This is a genomic window from Marisediminicola sp. UYEF4, from assembly GCF_040546025.1.
GTDB lineage: Bacteria > Actinomycetota > Actinomycetes > Actinomycetales > Microbacteriaceae > Marisediminicola.
This window is the reverse complement of the sequence record NZ_JBEPNA010000001.1, coordinates 422,672-447,806: the sequence shown is the minus strand read 5'-3', so window position 1 is coordinate 447,806 and position 25,135 is coordinate 422,672. Positions and strand designations below refer to the sequence as shown.

The window sequence follows — 25,135 nt, the reverse complement described above, 5'->3', positions numbered from 1 at the left end:
CGGGAGCGAAATACTGCCCGATTCGTGAAGGTGTGTCAGCCCGACGCGCCGAGCCGCAGCGGAACCCCCGCCGCGCCGCGGTCGCTCTCCGGAATCACGGCGTTCGCCGCGGGAACGCGGCCATCCATCCAGCGCCTGAGCACGCCCGTCGGGAGCTCCTCGACGACGAGCGCGAAGCAGAAGTGGTCGCGCCAGTCGCCGTTGATGTGGATGTAACGACGGCGGAGGCCCTCGTAACGGAAGCCGAGCTTCTCGACTACCCGCAACGAGGGAACATTCTCCGGCCGGATGCAGATCTCCATGCGGTGCAGGCCCGCACTGAAGAAGCAGAAGTCCGTCGCGAGCGCCACCGCGGTGGGGGTGACACCCTTGCCTGCAAACCGCTCCGACACCCAGTATCCGATCGTCGCCGACCCGAGCGAGCCGTAGGTGATCGACGATACGTTCAGCTGGCCCGCGAACTCGCCGTCATATTCGATCGCAAACGGGAGCCCCAGACCGGCGCGCGCGTTTGCTTGCAGGCTGCGGATGCTGGCCCGCGTGTCGAAGCTCATCGGGCCGTGCGGGTTGGTCGCTTCCCATTTGCGCAACCAGCCACGGTTGTCGAGCAGCTCGCGTTCGAGCGCGCGCGCGTCACGAAGACGGATTGGTCGGATCGTCACCGCACCTTCACGCAATGTGGGAATCGGCGTCGCCATTTCGTCAGTCTAGGTTGCCAGCGAAGTCCTTCAACCACGGACGGAGGTCGGGCCCGAGATCCTCGCGCTCGACCGCAAGCTGCACGATCGCTTTGATGTAATCGAGCCGATCTCCCGTGTCGTAACGGCGCCCGCGGAAGACGACGCCGTAGACGCCGCCGGTCTCCGGTGCCGCCGCCATCGTCTCGAGAGCGTCGGTCAGCTGAATCTCGCCGCCCTTGCCGGGAGGAGTCTCCTCGAGGATGTCGAAGATCTCCGGTCGCAGGACGTAGCGCCCGATGATGGCGTAGTTCGAGGGCGCGGTACCCGGTGCCGGCTTCTCGACGAGTCCGGTGATACGCACGACATCCTCGGTGTCGGTCGCCTCGATCGTCGCCACGCCATACATGTGGGCGAGCGACGGGTCGACCTCGAGCAGCGCGACGACGCTCGCGTTGCGCTTTCCCGACTCCTCGATCATGCGCGTCAGCAGCACGTCGCGGGGGTCGATGATATCGTCGCCGAGAAGCACGGCGAACGACTCCCGCCCGACGTGCATCTTCGCGCGGAGGACCGCGTGGCCCAGCCCCTTGGGGTCGCCCTGGCGCACATAGTGCATGTCCGCGAGGTCTGTGGAGAAGTTGACCTTCTGCAGACGGTCCGTATCGCCCTTACGTTCGAGGGTCGCTTCGAGCTCGCCCACGCGGTCGAAATGGTTCTCGAGGGCGTTCTTGTTTCGCCCCGTGATCATCAGAACGTCGTGCAATCCTGCACCAACGGCCTCCTCGACCACGTACTGGATGGCCGGTTTGTCAACAACCGGGAGCATCTCTTTCGGCATAGCCTTGGTTGCGGGAAGGAACCTCGTTCCGAGTCCCGCTGCGGGAATAACTGCCTTGGTGATCTCAAATGCCATGGCCCAAGGGTAGTCGCTCGAAGGTTTCTCGCGAATGAATACTTCCGTCTGCCCTAAGATTGCGAGCATGACGGGCGACGCGGGCCACCAGAAACGCGCCCTGAGGGTCGAACTTCGAGAACGTCGCCGCCAGTTGACCGACCGGGATCGCGACACCACCACGGCCGCCCTGACCAGGCATCTGGTCACGCTCGCCACCGACCTTGGCGTCACGTCGATCGCCGCCTACCTGTCCACGAACGACGAGCCCAACACCCGCCCCTTCGTGGAGTGGGCGATCGGCCGGGGCATCCGCGTGCTCGTGCCGGTCTCCAGGGACGACGGCCTACTCGACTGGGCCGTGACCGACGGGCGGCAGGAGACCGAGGGGCTGCACGGCATGCCGGAGCCTGTGGGCGAGTTGCTCGGGCCGATCGCGATCAACGACGTCGACCTCATCGTCGTGCCTGCGGCGGCCGTCGACCGGTCCGGTATGCGAATGGGCTGGGGCCGAGGATACTTCGACCGCACCCTCGGATCGATGGAACGCTGCCCGCCGGTCTATGCTGTGGTATTCGACACGGAGCTGGTCGACTCGGTGCCCATCGAGGTGCACGACAAAAGCGTGGACGGTGTCATCACACCGAGCGCGATCGTCACCTTCTAGTTCCCACCGGCATCAACACGGAGGTCCTCGTGCCCACCTATTCCTATCGCTGCACCGAGTGCGAGAACGCATTCGACATTCAGCAGGCGTTCACCGATCACTCGCTGACCGAGTGCCCCGCCTGCCACGGCCGACTCCGCAAGGTGTTCAGCGCGATCGGCGTGAGCTTCACCGGCTCGGGCTTCTACCGCAACGACTCGCGCGCCGACCAGACCTCCGCGGCCAAGAAGTCCGAGTCCTCGGGGTCGAGCAAGTCGGATGCCGGCGCCGGCAAGTCGGATTCCGGATCAGGTAAGTCGGATGCGGGCTCGGGCGGCTCGGGGTCGTCAAGCTCCGGCAGCTCCGGCTCGTCTGGCTCGTCTGGCTCGTCTGGCTCGTCTGGCTCGTCTGGCTCGTCTGGCTCGTCTGGCTCGTCTGGCTCAGGTTCGTCCTCGTCGGCCAAGCCCACCGCATCCGTCACGAAGTAGGGGTATTCATGATCAACGGTTTCAAGGAATTCATTCTGCGCGGCAACGTCATCGACCTGGCCGTCGCGGTGGTCATCGGCGCGGCCTTCACGGCGATCGTCAACTCGCTCGTCGCCGGCATATTCAATCCGGCGATCGGCGCGCTGTTCAACGCGAAGAGCCTCAGCACGGCACTGGTGCTCACCATTCCGACCACCTCCGGAGAGCCGGCGAAGCTCATGTTCGGCGCGGTCATTGCTGCGGCGATCCAGTTCCTGATCGTGGCCGCCGTCGTCTACTTCGCTCTCGTGCTGCCGATCAACCACCTCAAGAAGGCCGCGTTCCTCAAGCAGAAGCACGAGGAGGAGGCGACTCCCGCCGATCTCCCGCCGACCGAGGCGGAGCTGCTCACCGAGATCCGTGATCTCCTCGCCGGGCGCCCCTCCCCCGAGGGAAACCACAGCCAGCAGGTCTCCCACTAGGCGGGCAACCGGTCGGCAGTCGACGGTGGCGGTCACAACGCGCCATCGCCGACACACGCGCCTCCAGGCGAGGTTCAGCCGTCCTGATGTCCGCCCGTTCCATGTGTTCGAAGTGCAATTCTCGGCGAGAGTACGGGTTGTGGCTCTTGCGAGACGCACGGAAGCACCGATTCACGTACTCTCGGCGACGGCGCCCGGCAGCGACGACGACGCTGGCGGTCACAACGCGCCATCGCCGGCACACGCGCCTCCCGGGGAGTTTCAGCCGTCCAGATGTCCGCCCCTTCCATTTGTTCCGCGTGCAAGTCTCGCCGAGAGTACGGGTTGTGGCTCTTGCCAGACTCACGGAAGCACCGATTCACGTACTCTCGGCGACGGACTCGTCAACCCCCAGTGGGGTGTCAGCCCCAGTGGGGCGGCTTGTCGGCCTTCAGCCGCTCGTCGTTCTCGTTGTCGAGGTGACGCGCGGGCTCGCTCTGCGGCGCCGGATCGCTGCCCGGGACGGCCTCGGTCGTAACGCGCCGACGCCTGCGCGTTCCGGATGCTCGCGCGACGCCTGTCGCGTCGCCGCCGGCCGAGGGTCCCCCAGAAACACCGCCCGACACGGCTGCGGAGCCTGGCTCGTCGCTACTGGAGTGGGCGGTCAATGATCCGGATCGGCTCGGTGCGCGGCGCCTCGCTCACGCCGAGCATCGTCGCGATGCGGTCGGCGACGGCGTCGGGGTTGCTGAAGAGCTCGAAGGAGTGCACGCGCAGGTAGTGCCAGCCGAGCCGACGAAGCATCTCGGGGCGCAGTCGCAGCGACTCGCGCAGGCTCGACGCCTGACCGCCCGATCCGCTCATGAGCCGCGAGTCGGTCTCGATCGTGAGGCACATGCCGCCGTGCGAGGCGACGAGTCCGAGTTTGCCGCGGTGCCCGACGGCCACGCGGAGGCCGCGAACACGCAGGCGGCGCGCGAGGTCCACGAGCATCGGATCGGTGCTCGGGGTCGCGATCTCGTCCAGGCGCCGTGCGGACGCGTCCGCGAGGATCTCGGCGAGCGCGACCGCGCCGTAGTTCATGCGCGATTCGTCGATGTCGGATGGCTCGAAGCAGGTCACGATCACCATCGAGCGCCGGGCGCGGGTCATGGCGACGGAGAGCAGTCGCTCGCCACCCGGATGCCCGAGGGCGCCGAAGTCGGACAGCATCCGTCCGTGGGGTGTGCGTCCGTAGCCGATCGAGAAGATCACCCGGTCGCGGCTCTCGGCCACCGCCTGGTCGATCGTCGTGACCGTGAATGGCTCCTCGGAGTCGCCGAGGAGGAACTCGTTGAGCTCCGGGCGGGTTGCGACGGCGGTCAGCACCGCCTGCTGAACCCGCACGACGTGCTTGGCGCTCGCGGTGATCACCATGAGGGATTCGCGGGGACGGGTGGCGGCGTGCTCGAGCACGAGCTCGACGACACGCTCCACCTCGGCGTCGACACTCTCGACCGCCCCGGAGTCGGGATCGGGCATTCCGTGGCCGTTGGGCACGAAGTCCAGTCGCAGGCTCGGGTGGCCGAGGAACGACCCCGCCCACGGCAGCGAGTCGATCTTGCCCGCATAGAATCGTCGGTTGACGAGCTCGGCGAGGTCCTCGCCGCCAGCCCGGTAGCTGCGGGTAAGCGAGAGGGTGGGGAGCAGAGCGCCGAGCCGGGCAAGCGCGGAGTCGGCGTGAGTGGCGTCGAGGTCGGGCTCGGCCGGGGGCGGCTCGGCCTGCTCGAAGTCGTCCGCGATCGAGATGCGGAACGGCACGGGCGTCTGCGTCACGGGGTCGCCGAACGCGACGGCCTGCTTCGCCCGACGAATCGACCCGACGCTCTCGGCGAGGCTCATCGCGCCGGCATCCACGAGGATCACCGCGTCGATGGACATCGCGTCGGTGATGCTGTCGACCTCGTACGGCGAGGCGAGCCAGACGGGCGCGATGGCCCGGGCGAGGTGCGGCGCGACATCCTGCAGGATCGACGACGTGATCGCCGGACGCCGCAGTGCCATCTTGAGCGCGGCAGCCTCGTCCGGCCAGTCGACGAGCCCGATCTTCCAGTTCTCCGCGAGCTGCCAGCCGAGCAGCTGGGCACTGCCCGCGGCGTGTGCCTCGTCGACGAGGCGGAAGTCCGCCTCGAGCCGGTCGAGCACCGACGTGTTGGCGCCGAGCAGGGCGCGATCGGATTCGAGCAGCGACTCCAGGGCCGACTGCCACCACGCCAGCTCGAGTTCGGACGCGACCTCGTCGGCCGGCACGTGCCGCGAGGCGAGGTCGGCGATGAGGCCGTCCAGCTCGAGCATCCGCAGTCGCTGGCGAATTTCCACGCGCTCCTGCAGGTTGTGCAGCACATCGGATTCCGCGGCGAGGGCCGTCAGCCGGTCGCCGAGCTCGGCGATGGGCAGGTTGACGAGCTGTTCGCTCGGCACGGTGACCTTGAGTGGGCGGTCGAGCGACGCGAGGTCCTGCTCGACGCGCTGCCAGGCAGCCTGCACGTCGGCGATGCCCACGGGGATCTCCGGCGGCGCCCCCTCGGCGACGAAACGCTGCCAGAGCAGCCGCTGCTGCTGGATGCGCACGAGGCTGTCATGAAGATCGCCGATGTGCACACCGGGGCGCACGTACTCCCGGGCGAGCTTCTTCAGGCGGCGGCGGTTCGCACCGGACATCTCGGGCGAATCCCGACGCGCCGCGGTGGCGGTGATGAGCTCGCTCAGCGAGCGGTCGAACACGACGGGCAGGAACCGGTCGAGAGTGTCGCGGATCTCAGTGAGCAGGCGCAGATAGACGCCGAGCTGCGAGATGTTCGCGAACGGGCGCATGTGGGTCGCGCCGATGAGCTCGCCGGCGCGCACCAGCAGCCGGGGCAGGTCGGTCTGGTGCAACCGCTTGGCGAGGGCATGGGCACCGCTCGCCTCCTCGCTCGTCACGAAGGTCGCCCCGTACCAGGGCGAGTCGCCCGGCCCGTACTTGAACTCACCGAGCTGCGCGGCGTGCACCATCGCGTTCGCGGCTTCGACGCGCTCGCTGGCGAGGGCCTCGACCGAGCTGCGGCTGAGGCGCACCGTCGTCGACGGCGGCTGGGGCAGGAGGGCGAGGCGGGACAGCTCGCTCAGGCAGTCGAGCACCGAGATGCTGAGCACGGCGTCGTCCTTGGCGATGGCGCCCCGGTAGTCGAGCAGCACGCGGCGCAGTCGCACGAGCGCCTCGTCGACCTCCCCGATCTGCGGGTGCTTCGCCTTCTCGTTGCGCCCGATCGACTTGATCAGGTCGCGCCGGAGTGTCGACGGCGCGACGGCGAGGCCGCCAAGTCCGATGTCGCCGAGACGCGCGCGGATGCCGGACAGGCTCGAGCGGCGAGGGCTGACCACGAGCACGCGCTTGTTCTGCGCGACGAGGCTGCCGATCGCGTTGACGATCGTCTGGGTGCCGCCGGTGCCGGGAAGCGTCTTGACGACGACGGAGTTGCCTGCGGCGATCTGCGCGACGACATTCTCCTGCTCGGCGTCGGCGTCGAGTAGCAGCGTGTCGGTCTCGGGCGAGCGGAGGTCCTGGTGCTGGGGCTCGACCGGAGCGAAGCCCTGCTTCACGCTCCAGCGGGCGTTGGCATTGCCCGCGAGCGCGTCCAGAATCGGATGCTCGAGTTCGGCGGCATCACGCACCATGCGGTTCTGCACGTCGGCGAACGACGAGACGACGAGCCTCGGCTGCACGTTGAACCACTCGAGGTGCGAGGTGAGCCCGCGCAGCCGGTCGATGACCGGGTTGGGCTTGAACGAGCCGTCGGACTCGGCGAGCGCTGCGAACGCGGCGGCGTCGAGCTCGATGTCGAACTGGGCCTTGAGGGCGCGCTCGAGCTCGGGGTTCAGGACGGCGACACCGCGCAGGCGCACTTCGAAGTCGCGGCCGTAGCGGCGGATGGCGAGCGGGCGCAACAGGATTGGCGCACAGAAGTCCTCTGACGCGAATTGCCACTCGGCGATGCCGATGCCGAGGTGCACGGAATCGATGCCCCGGGCAGTGGCGAGCTCGACGCCCTTGGTCGCGATCGCGCCCGCGGCCATCTTCGCCGCGCGGAGGGCGAGATCGTCGCGGATGAGGCTGGAGAGCAGGGTCGTCTTGCCGGTGATGAACTGCGCGAGCCCGCCCGGGTGGGTGGTGCTCAGCTCGATTCGGGTACGGGGGGCATCGACGAAGTGGAGCAGCGGCGAGCGACCGCCGACGCGGGACAGCTCGTCGCGCCAGCCCGTCCAGGTCGGCTCGGCGACATTTCCGAGCCGGTAGGACGGGTCGCCCGACACGAGGGAGTGGGGAGTGGTCACTTGTCTCTCCGCATGGGTGGGGTTCTCGTCGGATTCGGACAGGGAGTCCCCGGTCTCTTCTCGTTTCTCAGCACGCCACACACCGATACCTTAAGGGGGGAACGCGCAATCCGCTGGGAGCAGGCGTGGAGTTTCTCAGGACACGTAAAATGCTCGGCATGCTGGCACTCACCATTCTCGAGTTGACCGCGGTCGGCGCCTCCAGTGCGGTCGTCGGGGCCGGCGTCGGGGCCATCACCATCGGGCTGCTGTTCGCGGCCGCGCTCGCGGTCGGTTTCGTCGTGCTGGTGCGGCGCGGCCGGGCCGCACGCACCGCCCCGAAACGGGATGAGATCGGCCGCCGCGCGAACATCGCGCTGGTGCGTCTCGACGACGAGGTCGCCTCGATGCGGGACGAGCTGGGCTTCGCCGTGGCGCAATTCGGCGATGCGCGCGCCTCCGCGCTCGCGGCGGCGTTGGACAGCGCGAGCGCGAACCTCGCGAGCGCCTTCGCGCTCAAGCAGCAGCTCGATGACTCCGTTCCCGACACCCCCACCCAGCAGCGCGAGTGGAACGGCCAGGTCCTGATGCTGTGCGAGACGGCGAGCGAGCGGCTCGCGGCCGAGCGTGCGGTCTTCGACGCCCTTCGCGGCTCCGAGCGCGACGCCCCGCGCGACCTCCAGGCGGTGCGCGAGCTGATCGACCGGGAGCAGAGCCGGCTTTCCGGGGCCCGCGAACTTCTTGCTCGCCTGCACTCCCGGTACGCGCCGGCCGCCATCGCGCCGGTGCGCGACACCCCCGACGAGGCGGAGCGGCTGCTCCACGCCGCCCGGACCAGCGCCGCCAGCGCGGCGGAGAACCTCGACGAGACGGGGGCGACCGCAGTGTCGGCGTCGATCCGCTCGAGTGAGCAGCACGCCCGCCGCGCGGGGCAGCTGCTGGACGACATCGAGCGGCACGCCGCCGCGCTGGAGTCGGCGAGCACCCGGCTCGCGTCGCACATCGACGAGGCACGCTCCGAGGTCGCCGCGGCCAGGGCGGTGCGCGACGCCCCGCCCGACCCCGCGACCGGTTCGGCCATCGTCGAGGCGATCGCGTGGGTCGAGCGCACCCTCGCGGAGGTGACGACGAACGGTGCCGCGGATCCGGATGCCGCCATCGCGCGTATCCAGACGACCGTCGACGCGCTCGACACCGCCCTCGCGGGGGCACGCACCCAGCAGCAGCGGCTGACCCACGCCCGCGAGGCCCTCGACGGCGCGCTGCTCACCGCGCGGAGCCAGATCGACACGACTCGCGCCTACATGGCCGGGCGGCGGGCGGGCGCCGAGGCGCGCACCCGCCTGGCCGAGGCCGAGCGACTGCTCGCGCTCGCCGAGGCCGAATCCGACCCCGTCATCGCGCTCGACACGGCACGCAGCTCGGCCACCTATTCGCGGGATGCCGACGCGCTCGCGCGCTACGACCTGCTGTGAGCGGTCCAACCGCATCCGCCCCGCACGTCGTGGTCGCGCTGCGCGAGCGCGCGACGACGCCCGCCGGTGACCGCGCGCTGCTCGTCGGCGTCGTGGCGGAGGCAACGGGCGTCACTCTGGCCGAGGTGGAGGTCTCACGGCGGTGCGCGCGATGCGGGGGCGACCACGGCCGGCCGGTGCTCGTCCGCTGCGGCGAACGCGGCATTGAGGGCATCGACCTGAGCCTGAGCCGTGCCGGGCGATCCGTGGCGATCGCGGTGTCGTTCGCCGGGCCCGTCGGCATCGACATCGAGAGCGTCGACGCGGCCGCGCAGTCGGGGTTCGACGACGTCGCGTTCGGACCGGCCGAGCGCGACCGGCTGGCCACGGCCGGCCCCCCGGAGCTCCGCACGGCGATGTGGACCGCGAAGGAGGCAGTGCTGAAGGCGACGGGCGACGGCCTGCGGGTGGACCCGCGCGAGCTCGAGGTGGCGTTCGCGGGCCGAATGCGAAGTGCGCCGCCCCGCCCCGCCCTCGTCGGTTGGCCGGGCTCTCCGGTCCCCGTCGGGTCATTTCAGCTCAGCGCGCTCGACGCCGGCCCCGGCCTGGTCGGCACGATCGCCGTGATCGCCGACGCGCGGCCGGAGATCCACCTGCTCGCGCCTGACGCGCAGGCCTGATCAGAGCGGCGGCAGCGCCCTGCTGAACACCCAGCGGTCGACGAGCTGCTCGATGACACCGTCGTCGGCGTAGCCTGCGAAGAAACTCACGAATCCGGCGGTGGAGATGCCGGCATGGCGGTGCGCAGCGACGAACGCACGCAGCGCCTCGAAGAACCTCCGGTCGCCCAGCTGCACCCGCACGGCATGCAGGGCGAGCGCCCCGCGCTTGTAGATCCGGTCGTCGAACATGTCCGCCGGACCCGGATCGCCGACCACGAGGTCTTGGGGCAGCGCGGCGACCACGCGGTGGTGCTCGGCGACGCTCCTCCCGATCGTCGGGCCGCCACTCTCCTCGGCCCACAGCCATTCGGAGTAGCAGGCGAAGCCCTCGTGCAGCCAGATGTCGCGCCACCGGGTGATGGTGAGGCTGTTGCCGAACCACTGGTGGGCGAGCTCGTGGGCGATGAGCCGGTCGCTGCTGTGGGCGCCGTCGATGTGGTTGCGCCCGAAGACGGCGAGGCCGTGCGCCTCGAGCGGGATCTCCAGCTCGTCGGCGGTGACCACGACGGAGTACGACGAGAACGGGTACGGCCCGAACCGGTCGCCGAACAGCGCAAGCATGTCGCCGAGGCGCTCGAAGTCGACCGCGACCACGCGGGCGAGGTTCGGCGGGAAGTAGGCGGTCTGCACTACCGGCACGGTTCCGAGTTGCGCGGAGGTGTACCGGCCGATCTGGATCGTCGCCAGGTAGCTCGCCATCGGCTCGAGCGTGTCGAAGACCCAGGTCGTGCGGCCGGAGCGTGCCGTGCGGGAGATGAGTTCCCCGTTCGCCAGCACCGTGTAGGGCGACTCGCAGGCAAGCGAGATGCGGTAGGTCGCCTTGTCGCTCGGATGGTCGTTGCAGGGGAACCAGGATGACGCGCCGTTCGGCTGGCTCGCCACGAGCACTCCGTCGGTGAGCTCCTCCCACCCGAGGTCGCCCCAGCGGCCGCGGATCGGGCGCGGCGCCCCGCGGTAGCGCACGACGATCTCGAACTCGTCTCCATCGTCGATCGCGGTGTCGAGCGTGACGGTGAGCTTGCGGCTCGCGTGTGTGGTCTTGCGCGGCCGCTCCCCGTCGACGGTGACCTTCTCCACGCTCAGGCTGGCGAAGTCCAGGCTGAATCGCTCCAGCCGCATGGTGGCGCGAGCCGTGATGACGGCCGTCGCGGAGAGCCGGTTCGTGGCGACGCGGTAATCGAGGGCGAGGTCGTAGTGCTCGACGGTGTAGCCGCCATTGCCCGTCGCCGGAAGGTACTCGTCGCCGAGGGAGGCGGAGCCGTGGCTCGATGATCTGGACGGCACAGGGGTCAAGTATTCCATGGCGGCGCGTGCCACGGCGCGATCGGGTTGCCCGCCCAGAGCGACCCGCCGGGCACCCGCTCGCCGCGCATCACGAGCGAGGCGGGTCCCACGGTCGCGTTCTGGTCCAGCGACGCGGCCGGGAGGATGACGGTGTGCGGGCCGAGCGTCGATCCGGCGCGCAGCTCCACGCTGTCGAGCTGCATGACCCGGTCGTGGAACAGGTGCGTCTGCACGACGCATCCGCGGTTCACGGTTGCCCCATCCGCGATGGTGACGAGGTCGGCCTCCGGCAGCCAGTACGACTCGCACCACACGCCGTGGCCGACCGTCGCGCCGAGCGTGCGCAGCCAGATCGCGAGCGCCGGGGTGCCGGTGGCGGCCGAGGCGAACCAGGGGCGGGCGACCATCTCGACGAACGTGTCGGCGACCTCGTTGCGCCAGATGAACGATGACCAGAGCGGATGCTCCGAGACCGTGATCCGGCCGACGAAGACCCACTTCGCGCACGTGGTCACCCCCGCCGCGACGGCGCCGGCCGCGAGCATCACCACTCCCGAGAGTGCGACGGCCGCGCCGAGCCCGAGCACCGACCAGAGCACGTCGAGGGTGACGAGCACGCCGAGCGCGATGAGCGCCGTCACGATGACCGGGACGATGCGCAGCACCTCCCAGAGGGCACGCGCCACGCGGAGGCGTGTCGGGGGGTGGAAGGTGCGCGCCTCGTCGAAGTCGGTGACGGTGCGTCGCAGCCGCACGGGCGGGTTGCCGAGCCAGCTTGAGCCCCGCTTGGCCTTGCGCGGGGTCGCGGACAGCACCGCGACGAGGCCGTTGCGGGGCACCGTGCGGCCCGGGCCGATCATCCCGCTGTTGCCGAGGAACGCGCGCCGGCCGATCTTGGCGCGTCCGATGCGCAGCCATCCGCCGCCGAGCTCGTAGGTGGCGACCATGGTGTCGTCGGCGAGGAAGGCCCCTGGCGCGATTGTGGTGAGCGCCGGGATGAGCAGCACGGTCGAGGCCTCGACGTTCGCGCCGACCTTCGCGCCGAGCGCCCGCAGCCAGAACGGCGTGATGAGGCTCGCGTAGAGCGGGAACAGCAGGGTCCTCGCGCTGTCCAGGATCCGCTCGGTCATCCACACCTGGCATCCGATGCGGCTGCGCACCGGGAAATGTCCGTCGACGAGGCCGATTCCGAGCAGCCGCACGACCGCGATGACGGTGAACGCAAAGGTGAGCCCCGCGACGACCGTCGCGAGCGGGGTCGCGAGAACGGCGCGGGTGACCGCCTCCGCCGGGCTCTGCGCCTGGCCGATCGCGGCACCGACGATGACGACGCCGAGCAGGGCGGCGGATGCGGGCATCGCGGCCATCGTCACCGACCCGACCGTGTAGGCGATGAGCCAACGGGTGCCGCGCGGCGGTCGCTCCGCCGGCCAGGACTTCTTCGCGGAGCCGACTCGACCGGCCGGGGAGCCAGCCCAGCGCTCCCCCGCCGGTACTCGGCCGGAGACGGCGGAGCCCGGCTCGACCTCGGAGCCGCGGCCGATGCTCGCCCCTCCGAGCAGGGTGCTGCGCGAGCCGACCCTGGACTCCGCGCCGATGTGCACGTGCCCGAGGCGCAGAATGTCGCCGTCGACCCAGTACCCGGAGAGGTCGGCCTCCGGTTCGACCGACGCCCCCTGCCCGATCGACAGCATCCCGGTCACCGGCGGCAGCGTGTGCAAGTCGACGCCGACGCCGATCCGGGCGCCGAGCGCCCGCGCGTAGTAGCTGATCCAGGGCGCCCCGGCCGCGCTCGCGGGGTTCACGAGCAGCGCGACCTGCTCGGCGAGCCACAGCCGCAGGTGCACCGATCCGCCGCGGCGGTAGTCGCCGGGCACGAGTCCGCGCAACAGCAGCCGGGCGGCCACGACGGTGAGCGCCATCTTGCCGGGCGGGGTCACGAACACGACGAATCCGACGCCGATCCACCACCACGACAACTGCGGCACGAACTCGAGCTGCCCCCAGGCCGCGAGCAGGTTGTTCGCCGCGGCGAGGTAGACGAGCCACCTCGCCCCGGCGAGGATATGCAGCGGGATGCCGAGGAGCGTCTGCGCGATCCGGCTCGCCATCGGCGTCGGCAGCACCTCACGCGACGTCGCCCGGATGTGCGGCACCCGACCGTCGAGCTCGTCCGCGAGGGAGCCGATCCGCGGGTGGTCGTAGATGTCCGAGACACGGGTGTCGGCGAAGCGCTCGCGGATGGCGGAGACCAGCTGGGCAGCGGAGAGGGAACCGCCGCCCTGGGCGAAGAAGTCGTCGTCGGGACCCGCCACCGGAACGCCGAGGATCGCGGTCCATTTTTCGGCGAGCCAGCTCGCCGTCGCGGTCAGCCCCGTATCGGCCGGCTCCCCCACGGTGGTCGGGAGCGGCCAGGGCAGGGCCGCGCGGTCGACCTTGCCCGAGGTCTTCGTCGGGAGGGAGTCGACGATGGCGAGCAACGGCACGAGCGCCGCCGGGAGCTCGGCGCGGAGGCGCTCGACTGCGGCGACCCGGTCGAACAGCACCGCGGGTTCGGTGAGGGCAAGATAGCCGACGAGAAGATGGTTGCCGGATGCCGAGGTCTGCACGGCCGCCGCCGCGCCGGCGACGCCGTCGAGACCCTGCAGGGCGGCCTCGACCTCGCCGAGTTCGATCCGGCGCCCGCCGAGCTTGACCTGGTCGTCGGCGCGGCCGACGAAGACGAGCCCGGCGGCGTCGAAGCGCACGAGATCGCCGCTGCGGTAGGCGCGATCCCAGCCGAGCGAGGGCATGGCCGCATACTTCACGGCATCCATTCCGGCGTCGAGATAGCGGGCGAGGCCGACCCCGCCGATGATGAGCTCGCCCGTCTCCCCCTCGGCGACCCGCTCACCCTCGGCGTCGACCACGGCGAGGTCCCAGCCGTCGAGGGGCAACCCGATCCGCACCGGGCCGTCGCCGCCGAGCAGTGCGGCGCAGGCCACGACGGTCGCCTCGGTGGGCCCGTAGGTGTTCCACACCTCCCTGCCGCGCACCGAGATGCGGTCGGCGAGGTCGGGCGGGCAGGCCTCACCGCCGAAGATGACGAGCCGCACGAGTTCGAGCGACTCCTCCGGCCAGAGGGCGGCGAGGGTCGGCACAGTGGATACGACGGTGATGCCGTGGGCGATGAGCCACGGTCCGAGGTCGACTCCGGAGCGCACGAGCGAGCGCGGGGCCGGAACGAGGCACGCGCCGTTGCGCCACGCAAGCCACATCTCCTCGCAGGAGGCGTCGAACGCGACCGAGAGCCCGGCGAGAACGCGGTCGCCGGGACCGATCGGCTCCTCGGCGAGGAAGAGCCCGGCCTCGGCGTCGACGAACGCGGCGGCGGAGCGGTGGGTAACGGCGACCCCCTTGGGCACGCCGGTTGACCCGGAGGTGAAGATCACCCAGGCGTCGTGGTCGGGCGTCGGCGTCTCGATCCCCGCGGGGCGGGGCTGGTCGGATGCCTCGGCGCTCGTCGGTCTCGCGACGCGCGCCGCGATGGCGCTCGTCCGCTTCGTCATGCCGGCCAACCCGGCATCCGGCAACTCCGCGCCGGCCCAGCCGTCCGCCGACCCGGCAGCCGGCGCGCGACCCGCGCCGTCACCGTCCGGGCGAGCCTCTGCGCCCATCGCGTGCGGGTCCGGCGCGAGCATGCCGTCCGCACCGATCACCCCCACGACGCCGGCCTCCCCGAAGACGAGCCGCGCGCGCTCCTCGGGATCGTCCGCGTCGACGGGAACATAGGCGGCTCCGGTGACGAGCGTCGCCAGAATCGAAACGTACAGTTCACGCGATCCGGACGGGATCCGAATGCCCACCCGGTCGCCTCGGCGCACGCCGCCGTGAGCGAGTTGCGCGGCGCGGTCGCTGACCATCCGCACGAGCTGGCGGTAGCTCACTCCCCCGTCGGCGTCGAGCAGCGCGAGGGCATCCGGATGCCGCACGGCGGTCTCGGCGAGGATGTCGACGAGGGTGCGGGCCTCGGTCGCGCGGGCTCCGGCCTGAAGCACGGTCTGGTCGTTCGGGATCACGCTCATCTCGCACCCCTCCGGTCGGCCATCAGGTCAATTCTGGCGCATCGGTACAGGCCGCCCGGACGGCCGGTCCCCCATTGCCGACCCAGCATGCTGGTCGCTCGACGAGCCCGGCGATGCGACACAGCATCCACTCGCCCGACAGCATCCACTCGCCACGCCGAAAGCAGGCATTCCAACGCACGCAACGCAGGAGAATCGGCGACATGCCGAGTCGTACGACGGCCGAGACCGGCGTGTCCGCAGCGACTCCTCTGTTAGACAACCGAGCCGCGACAAACCGACCACCCGTCCAACGTGAGCACGCCGGGCGGACCGAGCGCGCCGGGCGGACCGACCCAGCGTGACCCCCGCGCTAAGCGCCCTACTCGCGCGCGAGCTCCCCGAGCAGTGCGGTGACCCGTGCGCTGATCTCGTCGCGGATGCCGCGCACCGTTTCGACCGACTCGCCGGCCGGATCGGCCAGCCCCCAGTCGAGGTAGCGCTTGCCGGGGTAGATCGGGCAGGCGTCGCCGCAGCCCATGGTGACCACGACATCCGCCGCCTGCACGACATCGTCGGTGAGCGGCTTCGGAAACTCCTCGGCCATATCGAGGCCGAGCTCCTCCATCACCGCGATCACCGCTGGGTTCAGCTCGCGCGCCGGAGCGGAACCCGCCGAGCGCACGTGCACGCTGCCGCCGGCCAGGTGCTTCGTCAGCACCGCCGCCATCTGCGACCGACCGGCGTTCTGCTCGCAGACGAAGAGAATCTCGGGCACACCGACGCCGAGAGATCCCTTCGCCTGCGCGAGCGCCGTCAGCCGGTCGGTTGCGAAGCGCACGGTCCGCGACGCGAGGTGGGCGGTGACCGTGGACGTGCGAAGCAGGGCCGTGTACGACTCGAGCACGTAGCGCTCGACGGTCTCGGCGCCGAAGACGCCGGCGAACTTCGCAGTGAGCTCGCCCGCGAGCCGCTTGAGGTACTCCTCGGGGTAGCTCAGCCCGGGTAGTGCCCGCCTGGCCCCGATTCCGGCATCCGTCATCGTCAGACTGTCGCGGGGAGGAGCTCGTCGAGCAGCTTCACGATGCGCGCCTTGATGTCGTCGCGGATCGGGCGCACGGCCTCGATGCCCTGACCCGCCGGGTCGGCCAGCTCCCAGTCCTCGTAGCGCTTTCCGGGGAAGATCGGGCACGTGTCGCCGCAGCCCATGGTGATAACCACGTCGGACTCCTTGACCGCGTCGGTGGTGAGGACCTTGGGAACGTTGCCGGTGATGTCGACGCCGTCCTCGGCCATCGCCTCGACCGCCGTCGGGTTGATCTGGTCCTTGGGCTCAGAGCCCGCCGAGAGCACCTCGACAGCCCCAGCAGAGAGGTGCTTGAGGTAGCCGGCGGCCATCTGGGAGCGCCCGGCGTTGTGCACGCAGACGAACAGGACGGTGGGCTTGTCGGACATGGTGACTCCTCGGCTCGGTGTATCTCTAAGCATAGATGGCCGTCTATGCAATGGGGGCGAGGCGGCGACAGTTCAGCAGGAGTTCACCTGACGGCCGGGAGATCCATCTGCTCGAGCAGCGCGCGGACGAGCCGGTCGACCTCGTCGCGCACCGCCCGCACCCCCTCGAGCGACAACCCGGACGGATCGTCCAGGTTCCAGTCGAGATACCGCCGCCCGTCGTACACGGGGCAGGCGTCGCCGCAGCCCATCGTGATGACAACGTCGGCGGCGCGCACCACCTCATCGGTGAGCGGCTTGGGGAACTCCCCCGCGAGCGGCACCCCGATCTCGTCGAGCGCCGCGACGACCCGCGGACTCACAGCCTCGGCCGGCGCCGAACCCGCCGTTCGCACCCGCACCCGATCGCCCGCGAGCGAGCGCAGGATCGCGGCGGCCAGCTGCGACCGGCCCGCGTTCTGCACGCACACGAACAGCACCTCGGGTGCGTCGCGCGGGAGCAGGTCCTCCGCGCTCGCGAGGGCACGAAGCCGATCGGCGGCAAACCGTCCGGTGAGAGAGGGCAGGTAGCGGGTGATCCGCGCCCGACGTGCCAGCAGCTCATAACTCTCGCGCACGTAACGGTCCACCGTCTCTGTCGAGAAGATGCCGCGGAACTGCAGTGCGAGATCGCTCGCGATGCGCTCGAGCACTCGCGGCGCGGTCGGCGCCGACGACACCGGGTTGAGCAGCTCGGACACCTCGTCCACTCGGTCGGGCGAGACGGAATACCAGACGAGTCGGCCATCCCGGCTCCGCTCGAGCAGCCCCTCCTCGGCCATGACCCGCACATGATGACTGACGGTCGGCTGGCTGAGCCGCAGTTCGTCGGCGAGCTGGCCGACCAGAGCGCGCCCGTCTGCGCTGTCGAGAATGAGGCTCAGCAGCTGGATGCGGGTCGGGTCGGCCATCGCCTTGAGGGTTCGAGCAATCTGCTCCGCGGCGTCCCGGTCGAGCGAGGCGGGCGAATCGCCAAGGCTGGGCATGGCGGCGAGTCTATGCGACCGGCGGAGTCACACGCGGAGGCCCGCCCCCGGCCGGACCGTGGCGCTCAGGCGCAGCATCCGCCGCCCGAGCCCCCCGCATCGTCCGTCGAGCACACGCCCGTCGCCGGAAGCACCAGCTGCACGGCGGTGGCCGCGGCCACGTCGCCGGAGAGCCAGGCCACGATCGAGCGGACCTGCTCGTAGCCGGTGCCGAGCAGAAAGGTCGGCGCGCGCCCGTAGCTCTTCATGCCGACGATGAAGAAGTTCGGTTCCGGATGCCGAAGCTCGACGAACCCGTGCGGCGGGGCGGTGCCGCAACTGTGGAGGTTCGGGTCGATCATGGGCGCGAGCCGTCGGGGAGCCTCGACGATGTCGTCGAGGTCGAGGCGGATCTCTCGCAACATAGACAGGTCAGGACGAAAGCCCGTCGCGCCCACGATGTTGTCGGTCGCGATCTCGAAGGGCTCGCCGCGGCGGATGCCGACGATCACGACCTCGCCGCCGGGCGAAGAACCGGCCGGGCGCAGCCGCGCAATTTCGAATCGGTCCACGAGCGCGACCTCCCCGTCGGCGACGAGCGCGGCGACCCGCGCGCCGATCGAGGCGCGCCCCTGAAGATCGTCATCGGGCGACGCGGAGACCCGGGCGGCACCCGACCTGCGCACGACCCAGGTGACACGCGTGGCCGGCTCCCCCCGAGCCAGTTTCGCGAGGGCGATGAGGGTATTGGCGGCGGAGTGCCCGGCGCCGACGACGGTCGTGTGCCGACCGGCGAAGCGCGCGCGATCGGTGCCGAGAACGTCGGGCAGGGCGTGAACGAGCTGGCCGGCGATCCGATCGGCACCCAGCGGCTCGAGGCCGTTCGACGAGAGGCCGTTCGGCGAGGCGTAGGTGCCCGACGCGTCGATCACCGCGCTCGCGGTGACCTCCTTCAGCTCCGCTCCGGTGCGGATACGCAGCACGAACGGCGTCGTCGACCGGCCGGCCGAGCGGGTGCGGTCCATCCCCTGTCGGCTCACGGAGACCACGGTGGATCGCGTGTGCGTGCGCGAGGCGACGGTCTCAAGCGACGCGAGCGGGGCAAGGTAGCGCTCGATCAGCTCCGCGCCAGCGGGCAGTCGATCGGCGTCGGGCTCGACCCAGTCCGTTGTGGCGAGAAGCCGACGGGCGGCCGGATCGATGAGGAAGCGCCACGGGGAGAACAGGCGCACGTGCTTCCACGCGGCGACGCTGTTCGCGGCGGAGGCGCCCGCCTCGTAGATGCGGAAGTCGATGCCGCGCTCGAACAGGTGCGCTGCTGCTGCGAGGCCGACGGGCCCCGCGCCGATGATCGCGACGGGTAGCCCGCCGAGGAGCGGTGTGCGCAGCACGGGCCGGCTGAGTTCTCGGAGCGTCATGCGTCCCGCCTTCCATCGAAGTGCGTCGATGTTCGGCATCGACGTTCCGAGTCTCGTCAGCACATCGATCTTTGTCAATATCGAACAAAATGAATATTGAGGAGCATCAATGTCAGTAGGCTCCGTGACATGTCCTTCACGAACATGCTTCCGGTCTCCGACGTCGTTGCGTGCTGCGCACCGCTCACCCGCGAGGCGATGACGGCCGAGCACGCCGACGACCTTGCCCGGTCGCTGCGGGCGATCGCGGACCCGGCTCGGCTCCGCCTCATCTCCATCGTCGCCGCGTCTGCGAACCAGGAGGCCTGCGTGTGCGACCTCATCGAGCCGATCGGCCTGAGCCAGCCGACGGTGTCGCACCACCTTAAGATCCTGACGGATGCTGGATTCCTCAGCCGCTCCAAACGCGGCACGTGGGCGTTTTACCGGCTCGTTCCCGGTGCCCTGGACTCCGTGGCACGCCTGCTTGTGACCGCGTGAGCCTCGGGCGGCGATTGATCGCGGAGTTCCTCGGCAGCCTCCTCCTGGCGGCGATTGTCGTCGGATCCGGCATCGCAGCCCAGACGCTGTCGCCGGGGGATGTCGGGCTCCAACTGTTCGAGAATGCAATCGCGACGGCGTTCGGACTGTTCGCGATCATTCTCATCTTCGGCCCGGTGAGCGGCGCGCACTTCAACCCCGTTGTCTCACTTGTCGATTCCGCCCTCGGCCAGCGCCCGTGGAGCCAGACCCTGGCCTACATCCCCGTGCAGGTCGCGGGCTGCATAACGGGCGCCGTCGCGGCGAACCTGATGTTCGACGCGCCACCGGTCTCCTGGAGCGAAACCGACCGGTTGACGGGCGCGCACTTCCTCTCCGAGATCGTGGCGACCGCCGGGCTGGTGCTCGTGATCTTCTCCCTCGTGCGGTCCGGCCGCGCACAGTTCGCCCCCGCAGCGGTCGGCGCGTACATCGGGGCCGCGTACTTCTTTACCAGCTCGACAAGCTTCGCGAACCCCGCAATCACGGTCGGCCGAATGTTCAGTGACAGCTTCGCCGGCATCGCACCGGGGTCCGCCCCCGGCTACATCGCGGCCCAGCTCCTCGGCGGCGCGGTCGGCTGGTTCTTCGTCCTGCTTCTCTACCCGAGCGATAGTGCGGCCACGCTCTCGGCCGCCCGGCAGGACGCCGCGACCGCCTCCAGCGCGTTGGCACCGGCGCGGGTAGATCGCGAGAGCACGGTGCCGCCCATTCCAGGTCGCGAGAGCACGTTGCCTCCCGGCCGCGAAAGCGGGTTACAGCTCACCCCAGACCGCGACGGCGCCTGAGTCCGTTCGCGGCAGCACGGCCCCATGTCCGACGCGGGCTCAGACGGAGAGGGCGCCCCCGGCCGCCTCAGGAGCGCCCGCGTCCTCGCCTTCGGCGGCCGTCTCGCGGACCAGGAAGTTCTCGATGTCGAAGAGATTGTCGGCGCGGCGGACGATCGCGAGCAGCGTCGACATCGATGCGACCTCTTCCACCTGCTCCTTGAGGAACCACAGCATGAACTGCTCGCCCAACGCGTCGTTCTCCCTACGCGCCGCGGCGAAGAGGGCCTCGATCTGCTCGGTCACCCTCCGCTCCTGCTCGAGCGCCAGTGCGATCGGCTCGGTTTCGGTCGCGAAGTCGTTCACGACCGCGGGTACTCCGGGAATCTGGATGCCGAGGTCGCGATCGAGGCGGTACTGCACGAGCATCATGGCGTGATTGCGCTCTTCGAGCGACTGGCGATAGAAGTGCTTGGCCAGCTGCGGGAGGTCGCGGTTGTCGAACCAGACAGCGATGGCGATGTACTGCTGCGAGGCAGCGAACTCGTTGCCGATCTGTTCGGTGAGCAGCTGGTCGAAGGTCGAGTTTGTCATGGTGACGACGCTACTCGGTGCGCTCGCCGAGGTCAGCCAGCTCACTCCCCTCCCGCTTCCCGACGCCAGCCCGCTCCCGCCCCCCAATCCCCACGCCAGCCCGCTCACTCCTCCGCGGCTCTTCCCCGCTCGGCGCGCCAGTCACGCATCGCCGAGCTCGTGCTCCGCATCTCGATCGGCACCTGGCGGGGGTCGATGTCGGGCGGCGGGATCAGCCAGTAGCGCGCGCCGCGTCGGACGACCTCCCAGTGCGCGTTGTGGAGCAGCAGATGGTGATGCTTGCAGAGGAGTATGCCGTCAGCGACATTGGTCTTGCCCCCGTCGCGCTCCCAGTGCTCGATGTGGTGGCACTCACACCACGAGGGCGGTCTCTCGCATCCCGTGACCATGCAGCCGCCGTCCCGCACCGCGAGGGCGATGCGCTGGGCGCGGGTGAACAGCCTCTGCTCCCGCCCGACGTCAAGCGGCTGCCCGTCTCCGTCGAGGCGGATCATCGTGGTCCCTCCGGCGCACGCGGCCCGCTCGATTGTCTCGATGGACACCGCGTCGGCCTGCGCCTCGAGACGTCCGTGTCCGGCGCGCTCGGTGAACGCCGTCGCCGTGACAAGGACGCGCACTACCGGCGCCCCGCTGCCGAGCAGTTGGCTGGAATCGGCATCCGCCCCCTGTCGCAGCAGCTGGACGAAGACGTCGGAGGCGAGCTGCTCCGTGCTGCGGGTGTCGGCGAGAATGCGCTGCGCCTGCATCTCGGACTCGCCGCTGACGAAGCGCGGACCGCCCCGTCTCGGCGAGGTGGCGCGGTCGTAGAGTTCGCCGACGGCGGCACTCGTCTCGGGATCCATGTCCCACACGAGCCTCGACATCCCATTGGGAAGCCTCCGGAACCGTAACGACCGCTGCTCATGGCGCGCCGCCTCGCGGTCGGCGATGCCCGCCTCGTCGAGCTCATCGCGCAACTCGCGCGCACGTCGGAAGAGGCGGTCGGCATCGAGCGCGCGCGCTTCGTCACACAGGAGCGCCGCCGCCTCGGCGAGGCGCTGCTGCGGCACGTTCTCGCTCGGCCGCCCGAGACCATTGCGGATCGCCTCCGCCGCCGCAACCGGGAGCGTGCCCGCCGTGACCGCTCGGCCGACGCAGTGTAGCCACGGGAGAAGCGACTCGACCAGCTCGCCCGTGGCCGGGTCGACGACGGGAACGCCAGCCGCGGCGTCCGCCGCGTCAGAGGCGATCTGGCCAATCTTGATCGCCGTGACAGCATCGCGTGCGGTCGATCCGGTTGTCACGCGGACCAGCTCCTCGGGTGTGCGGTGCCCGGTACGCTGCGCGAGGCCCAGCTTTCCCAGAGCGGGAGCAGAACGCCGCGCGACCTCGCCGGCGAGAACCGCGGACAGTGAGTTCGCCAGCCGCTGCTGGTTCGCGCTCAGTCGCGTGAGCTCGAGGAGCGTGGCATCGTCGACCTCGCGATAGTCGGCGACGTCGAGCGACAACGCCGATTGCGCTTGGATCACCGCACTGAATGCGGGGGCGAGGGTCGCGGTCGGGGACATGAATCAATGATCCCAGTTCGAAGATACGTTCGAAAGTCTTTCGAATAACTTCGGAAAAAGTGGGGCTGGGGAGGAGAAGTCAGGCGCCCCCGATCGCCGCCTCCGCCGCGACCCAGCCGAGCATCGCGCACTTCACGCGCATGACGTACTTCGACGTTCCGTGGAACGCGATCGCGTCGCCGAGCACATCCTCGTCGGGCTCGCCCACGCCTTTCGAGCGCATCATCTCCCGGAAGACCGCGACCTTCGCGACGAGTTCCGCGGTTGTCAGCCCGGGTGCGATCTCGGCGAGCATCGACGCGGATGCCATCGAGATGCTGCATCCCGCGCCCTGCCAGCCGAACTCGGCGATCCGGTCGGAGCCGGGCTCGAATGCGATCTGCACCGTGATCTCGTCGCCGCAGGTCGGGTTGCGTTCGGACCGCTCCACGTCGGGCGACGAGAGCACCCGATCGCCGACGCGACGGCGCGAATGGTCGAGGATGATCTCCTGATACAGACCGGCGAGCGGATCGGCCATCACGCCTTCCCGAGGTCGGATGCGGCCAGGTCGGATGCGGCGAGGTCGGATGCAGCCGGAGCGGGCGCACCGAAATAGGCGCGCACGTCGGCGACCACCGAGAGCAGCAGGTCGACCTCGGCCGCGGTCGTATAGAGGTAGGCGCTCGCCCGCGTCGTCGCGATCAGTCCAAGCCTGCGGTGCAGCGGCTGGGCGCAGTGGTGTCCGACGCGCACGGCGAGCCCGCGCGAGTCGAGAAACTGCCCCACGTCGTGCGCGTGAACCCCGGCGACGTCGAACGCGACCAGGCCGGCGCGCGACGATCCGGCGCCTCTCCCGACGATACGGATGCCGGGAATCGCGGCAAGCCCGCGGAGCATCCGCTGGGCGAGCTCCTCCTCCCACGCCTCGATCCGCTCGAGGCCGACCGACTCGAGATACTTCACGGCCTCGGCCAGCGCGACAGCCTGCGACACGGGCTGGGTGCCCGCCTCGAACCGCTGCGGCGCCGGGAGGTACTCGGCGGAGTCCATCGTCACGGTCGTGATCATCGACCCGCCCGTGCGGAACGGCGGCAGCGCGTCGAGCAGCTCCCTGCGCCCGTAGAGCACGCCGATTCCGGTCGGACCGAGCATCTTGTGGCCGGAGAAGGCGAGGAAGTCGACGTCGAGCTCGGCGACATCGAGTCGGCGGTGAGGCGCGGACTGGCAGGCGTCGAGCACGACGAGAGCGCCGACCGCGTGGGCCATCGCGCTGAGTTCGGCGACGTTCGCGACGAACCCGGTGACGTTCGACACGTGCGAGAAGGCGAAGACGCGGGTGCGGTCGGTGATGAGGTTGCGCGCGTCCTCCACCTCCCAGGTGCCGTCCACGCGAACCGGCACGAAGCGCAGCGTCGCCCCGGTGGTCGCCGCGAGCTCCTGCCACGGGACCAGGTTCGCGTGGTGCTCGGCCTCGGTGACGAGGATCTCGTCGCCCGCGGCAAGAGCGAAGCGGGCCGCACCCGGCCCGCCGCGCCCGCGGCTCGCGTTAGCGAACCCGTACGCGACGAGGTTGATGGCGTCGGTCGCGTTCGAGGTCCAGACGATCTCCTCCGGCGCGGCCCGGATGAACGCCGCGACGGTCGCGCGCGCGTTCTCGAACAGCTCGGTCGCCTCGCCCGCGGTGGTGTGCGCGCCGCGGTGCACCGCCGCGTTGTGGTGCAGCAGGAACTCGCGCTCGGCGTCGAGCACCGAAAGCGGGCGTTGGGCTGTCGCCCCGGAGTCGAGGTAGGCGAGCGGCTCTCCGTTCACGGTCGCCGTGAGCGCGGGGAAGTCCCGGCGGATCAGTTCGACGTCGTGGTGGGTGAGGTGTGGGGCTGTGGAGAGCACTGACTACCTTCTCTTTGCGGGCGCATTTGCTAGCAACCAGTCTCCCCCGGATTCCATTCCGGGAGAACGCCCCCGAGCCGCGAATGCGCTCAGTAGACGGTGTAGCCGCCGTCGATCGTGAGCACCGACCCGGTCATGAACGACGAGGCGTCGCTGGCGAGGAAGACGATCGCGGGGCCGAGCTCGTGCGGCTCCCCCACCCGCTGTTGCGGGGCGTCCTCGATCCAGAACCGCCGGTTTCTCGGATCGTCGACGGGCGACATGTCGGTGCGCATGTAGCCGGGCGCCAGCGCGTTGACCCGCACCCCGAACGGCGCCCATTCGGCCGCGAGGCTCTTCGTCAGGTGGTGCACCGCCGCCTTCGAGGCGTTGTAGGCGGGTTGCCACTGCGGACGGTTGACGATCTCGGCCGACATCGAGCCGATGTTGACAATCGCGCCCGCGCCCTTCGCGACGAGGTGCCCGCCAATCACCTGCGAGCAGAGCCACACCCCGTCGACGTTGACGCTCATCACCTCGCGCCACTCCGCGTCGGTAACCTCGAGGGCTGGTTTGTGAATGCAGGTGCCGGCGTTGTTGATGAGAATGTCAACGCCGCCGAACGCGTCGATCGCGACCTGCAGAATTGCCTCGACGTCCGCCCGCACGGTGACATCCCCGAGGGCCACGACGGCCCGCGAGCCGACCGCCTCGACCTCGGCGACGACGGATGCTGCCGCCCCGGCATCGCGTCCGACGATCACGATGTCCGCTCCCGCCTCGGCGAGTGCAACAGCGAACGCGCGACCGAGGCCGCGGGTCGATCCGGTGACGACCGCGACCCGGCCGTCGAGGCGAAACTTCTCCATCATGAGGACTCCCTTGTCGAACCGCGCGGAGTGCGCGCTTCTGATCGTACGACCGGGTCGGCCCGGCCGTGCGGCCTTGGCATAGCGGAGTGGGGTGCCCGTGATGACGATGGCCAGCGAGGTCATCGTGCAG

General features: G+C 70.0%; 21 protein-coding genes. 7 read left to right on the top strand and 14 right to left on the bottom strand.

Annotated elements, in window-relative coordinates:
* Positions 1 to 35: 35 nt before the first annotated feature.
* Together ABIB15_RS02190 and galU are read right to left on the bottom strand one after the other, a co-directional pair.
* Entirely contained in the window at positions 36 to 698 is a 663-nt protein-coding gene (locus tag ABIB15_RS02190) for a GNAT family N-acetyltransferase (RefSeq protein WP_354474883.1), read from the bottom strand.
* A gap of 4 nt (positions 699 to 702) precedes the next feature.
* Positions 703 to 1,593, bottom strand: a complete 891-nt coding sequence (galU, locus tag ABIB15_RS02185) for a UTP--glucose-1-phosphate uridylyltransferase GalU (RefSeq protein WP_354474882.1) — start codon at positions 1,591 to 1,593, stop codon at positions 703 to 705.
* Positions 1,594 to 1,660: 67 nt separating this feature from the next.
* Here galU and ABIB15_RS02180 point away from each other — a divergent pair, with 67 nt between their 5' ends.
* Genes ABIB15_RS02180 through mscL form a run of 3 tightly spaced genes read left to right on the top strand, consistent with a single transcriptional unit; the run spans position 1,661 to position 3,167 of the window.
* Complete coding sequence (locus ABIB15_RS02180; RefSeq protein WP_354474881.1) at positions 1,661 to 2,239, top strand: 5-formyltetrahydrofolate cyclo-ligase; 579 nt, start codon at positions 1,661 to 1,663, stop codon at positions 2,237 to 2,239.
* Between the two features lie 29 nt (positions 2,240 to 2,268).
* Positions 2,269 to 2,706 carry an FmdB family zinc ribbon protein gene (locus ABIB15_RS02175; protein ID WP_354474880.1) on the top strand — a complete coding sequence of 146 codons (438 nt, stop codon included), beginning with the start codon at positions 2,269 to 2,271 and terminating at the stop codon, positions 2,704 to 2,706.
* A gap of 11 nt (positions 2,707 to 2,717) precedes the next feature.
* Positions 2,718 to 3,167, top strand: a complete 450-nt coding sequence (gene mscL, locus ABIB15_RS02170; protein ID WP_354475130.1) for a large conductance mechanosensitive channel protein MscL — start codon at positions 2,718 to 2,720, stop codon at positions 3,165 to 3,167.
* A 627-nt stretch (positions 3,168 to 3,794) separates the two neighbouring features.
* On the opposite strand, the gene ABIB15_RS02165 is transcribed toward mscL, so the two are convergent.
* Positions 3,795 to 7,580, bottom strand: coding sequence for an AAA family ATPase (locus ABIB15_RS02165; protein WP_502908897.1), 3,786 nt, complete (start codon positions 7,578 to 7,580; stop codon positions 3,795 to 3,797).
* Between the two features lie 77 nt (positions 7,581 to 7,657).
* On the opposite strand from ABIB15_RS02165, the gene ABIB15_RS02160 reads away from it, so the two are divergent.
* Together ABIB15_RS02160 and ABIB15_RS02155 are read left to right on the top strand one after the other, a co-directional pair.
* On the top strand, positions 7,658 to 8,953 hold the full coding sequence (locus ABIB15_RS02160; protein ID WP_354474878.1) for a hypothetical protein: 1,296 nt from the start codon (positions 7,658 to 7,660) through the stop codon (positions 8,951 to 8,953).
* Complete coding sequence (locus tag ABIB15_RS02155) at positions 8,950 to 9,612, top strand: 4'-phosphopantetheinyl transferase family protein (protein WP_354474877.1); 663 nt, start codon at positions 8,950 to 8,952, stop codon at positions 9,610 to 9,612. Before ABIB15_RS02160 ends, ABIB15_RS02155 begins: the two co-directional genes overlap by 4 nt.
* Here ABIB15_RS02155 and ABIB15_RS02150 read toward each other — a convergent pair whose 3' ends face one another.
* The 6 genes from ABIB15_RS02150 to ABIB15_RS02125 form a co-directional block, all read right to left on the bottom strand.
* Entirely contained in the window at positions 9,613 to 10,938 is a 1,326-nt protein-coding gene (locus ABIB15_RS02150) for a M1 family metallopeptidase (RefSeq protein ID WP_354474875.1), read from the bottom strand.
* Positions 10,939 to 10,943: 5 nt separating this feature from the next.
* Complete coding sequence (locus tag ABIB15_RS02145) at positions 10,944 to 15,002, bottom strand: Pls/PosA family non-ribosomal peptide synthetase (protein ID WP_354474873.1); 4,059 nt, start codon at positions 15,000 to 15,002, stop codon at positions 10,944 to 10,946.
* Between the two features lie 361 nt (positions 15,003 to 15,363).
* Entirely contained in the window at positions 15,364 to 16,023 is a 660-nt protein-coding gene (locus ABIB15_RS02140; protein ID WP_354474872.1) for an arsenate reductase ArsC, read from the bottom strand.
* Positions 16,024 to 16,025: 2 nt separating this feature from the next.
* Entirely contained in the window at positions 16,026 to 16,436 is a 411-nt protein-coding gene (locus ABIB15_RS02135; protein WP_354474870.1) for an arsenate reductase ArsC, read from the bottom strand.
* 83 nt (positions 16,437 to 16,519) lie between these two features.
* Positions 16,520 to 17,461, bottom strand: a complete 942-nt coding sequence (locus tag ABIB15_RS02130) for a metalloregulator ArsR/SmtB family transcription factor (RefSeq protein ID WP_354474869.1) — start codon at positions 17,459 to 17,461, stop codon at positions 16,520 to 16,522.
* Positions 17,462 to 17,526: 65 nt separating this feature from the next.
* Complete coding sequence (locus ABIB15_RS02125) at positions 17,527 to 18,858, bottom strand: NAD(P)-binding domain-containing protein (RefSeq protein ID WP_354474867.1); 1,332 nt, start codon at positions 18,856 to 18,858, stop codon at positions 17,527 to 17,529.
* A gap of 129 nt (positions 18,859 to 18,987) precedes the next feature.
* Between ABIB15_RS02125 and ABIB15_RS02120 the strand changes: the two genes are divergently transcribed.
* A complete protein-coding gene (locus tag ABIB15_RS02120; RefSeq protein ID WP_354474866.1) occupies positions 18,988 to 19,338 on the top strand; it encodes a metalloregulator ArsR/SmtB family transcription factor in 351 nt (116 codons plus the stop codon).
* A gap of 14 nt (positions 19,339 to 19,352) precedes the next feature.
* Entirely contained in the window at positions 19,353 to 20,165 is an 813-nt protein-coding gene (locus tag ABIB15_RS02115; RefSeq protein ID WP_354474864.1) for an MIP/aquaporin family protein, read from the top strand.
* A gap of 39 nt (positions 20,166 to 20,204) precedes the next feature.
* Here the strand turns inward: ABIB15_RS02115 and ABIB15_RS02110 are convergent, their stop codons facing one another.
* The 5 genes from ABIB15_RS02110 to ABIB15_RS02090 all read right to left on the bottom strand — a co-directional run bounded on the left by ABIB15_RS02110 (position 20,205) and on the right by ABIB15_RS02090 (position 25,128).
* Positions 20,205 to 20,738, bottom strand: a complete 534-nt coding sequence (locus tag ABIB15_RS02110) for a ferritin (protein ID WP_354474863.1) — start codon at positions 20,736 to 20,738, stop codon at positions 20,205 to 20,207.
* Between the two features lie 104 nt (positions 20,739 to 20,842).
* A complete protein-coding gene (locus ABIB15_RS02105) occupies positions 20,843 to 22,285 on the bottom strand; it encodes a DUF222 domain-containing protein (RefSeq protein WP_354474862.1) in 1,443 nt (480 codons plus the stop codon).
* A gap of 79 nt (positions 22,286 to 22,364) precedes the next feature.
* Positions 22,365 to 22,805, bottom strand: a complete 441-nt coding sequence (gene sufU / locus ABIB15_RS02100; RefSeq protein WP_354474861.1) for a Fe-S cluster assembly sulfur transfer protein SufU — start codon at positions 22,803 to 22,805, stop codon at positions 22,365 to 22,367.
* Positions 22,805 to 24,154 carry an aminotransferase class V-fold PLP-dependent enzyme gene (locus tag ABIB15_RS02095; protein ID WP_354474860.1) on the bottom strand — a complete coding sequence of 450 codons (1,350 nt, stop codon included), beginning with the start codon at positions 24,152 to 24,154 and terminating at the stop codon, positions 22,805 to 22,807. The genes sufU and ABIB15_RS02095 overlap by 1 nt, the downstream gene beginning before the upstream one ends.
* A gap of 89 nt (positions 24,155 to 24,243) precedes the next feature.
* Positions 24,244 to 25,128, bottom strand: a complete 885-nt coding sequence (locus ABIB15_RS02090) for an SDR family NAD(P)-dependent oxidoreductase (RefSeq protein ID WP_354474858.1) — start codon at positions 25,126 to 25,128, stop codon at positions 24,244 to 24,246.
* Positions 25,129 to 25,135: the final 7 nt, after the last annotated feature.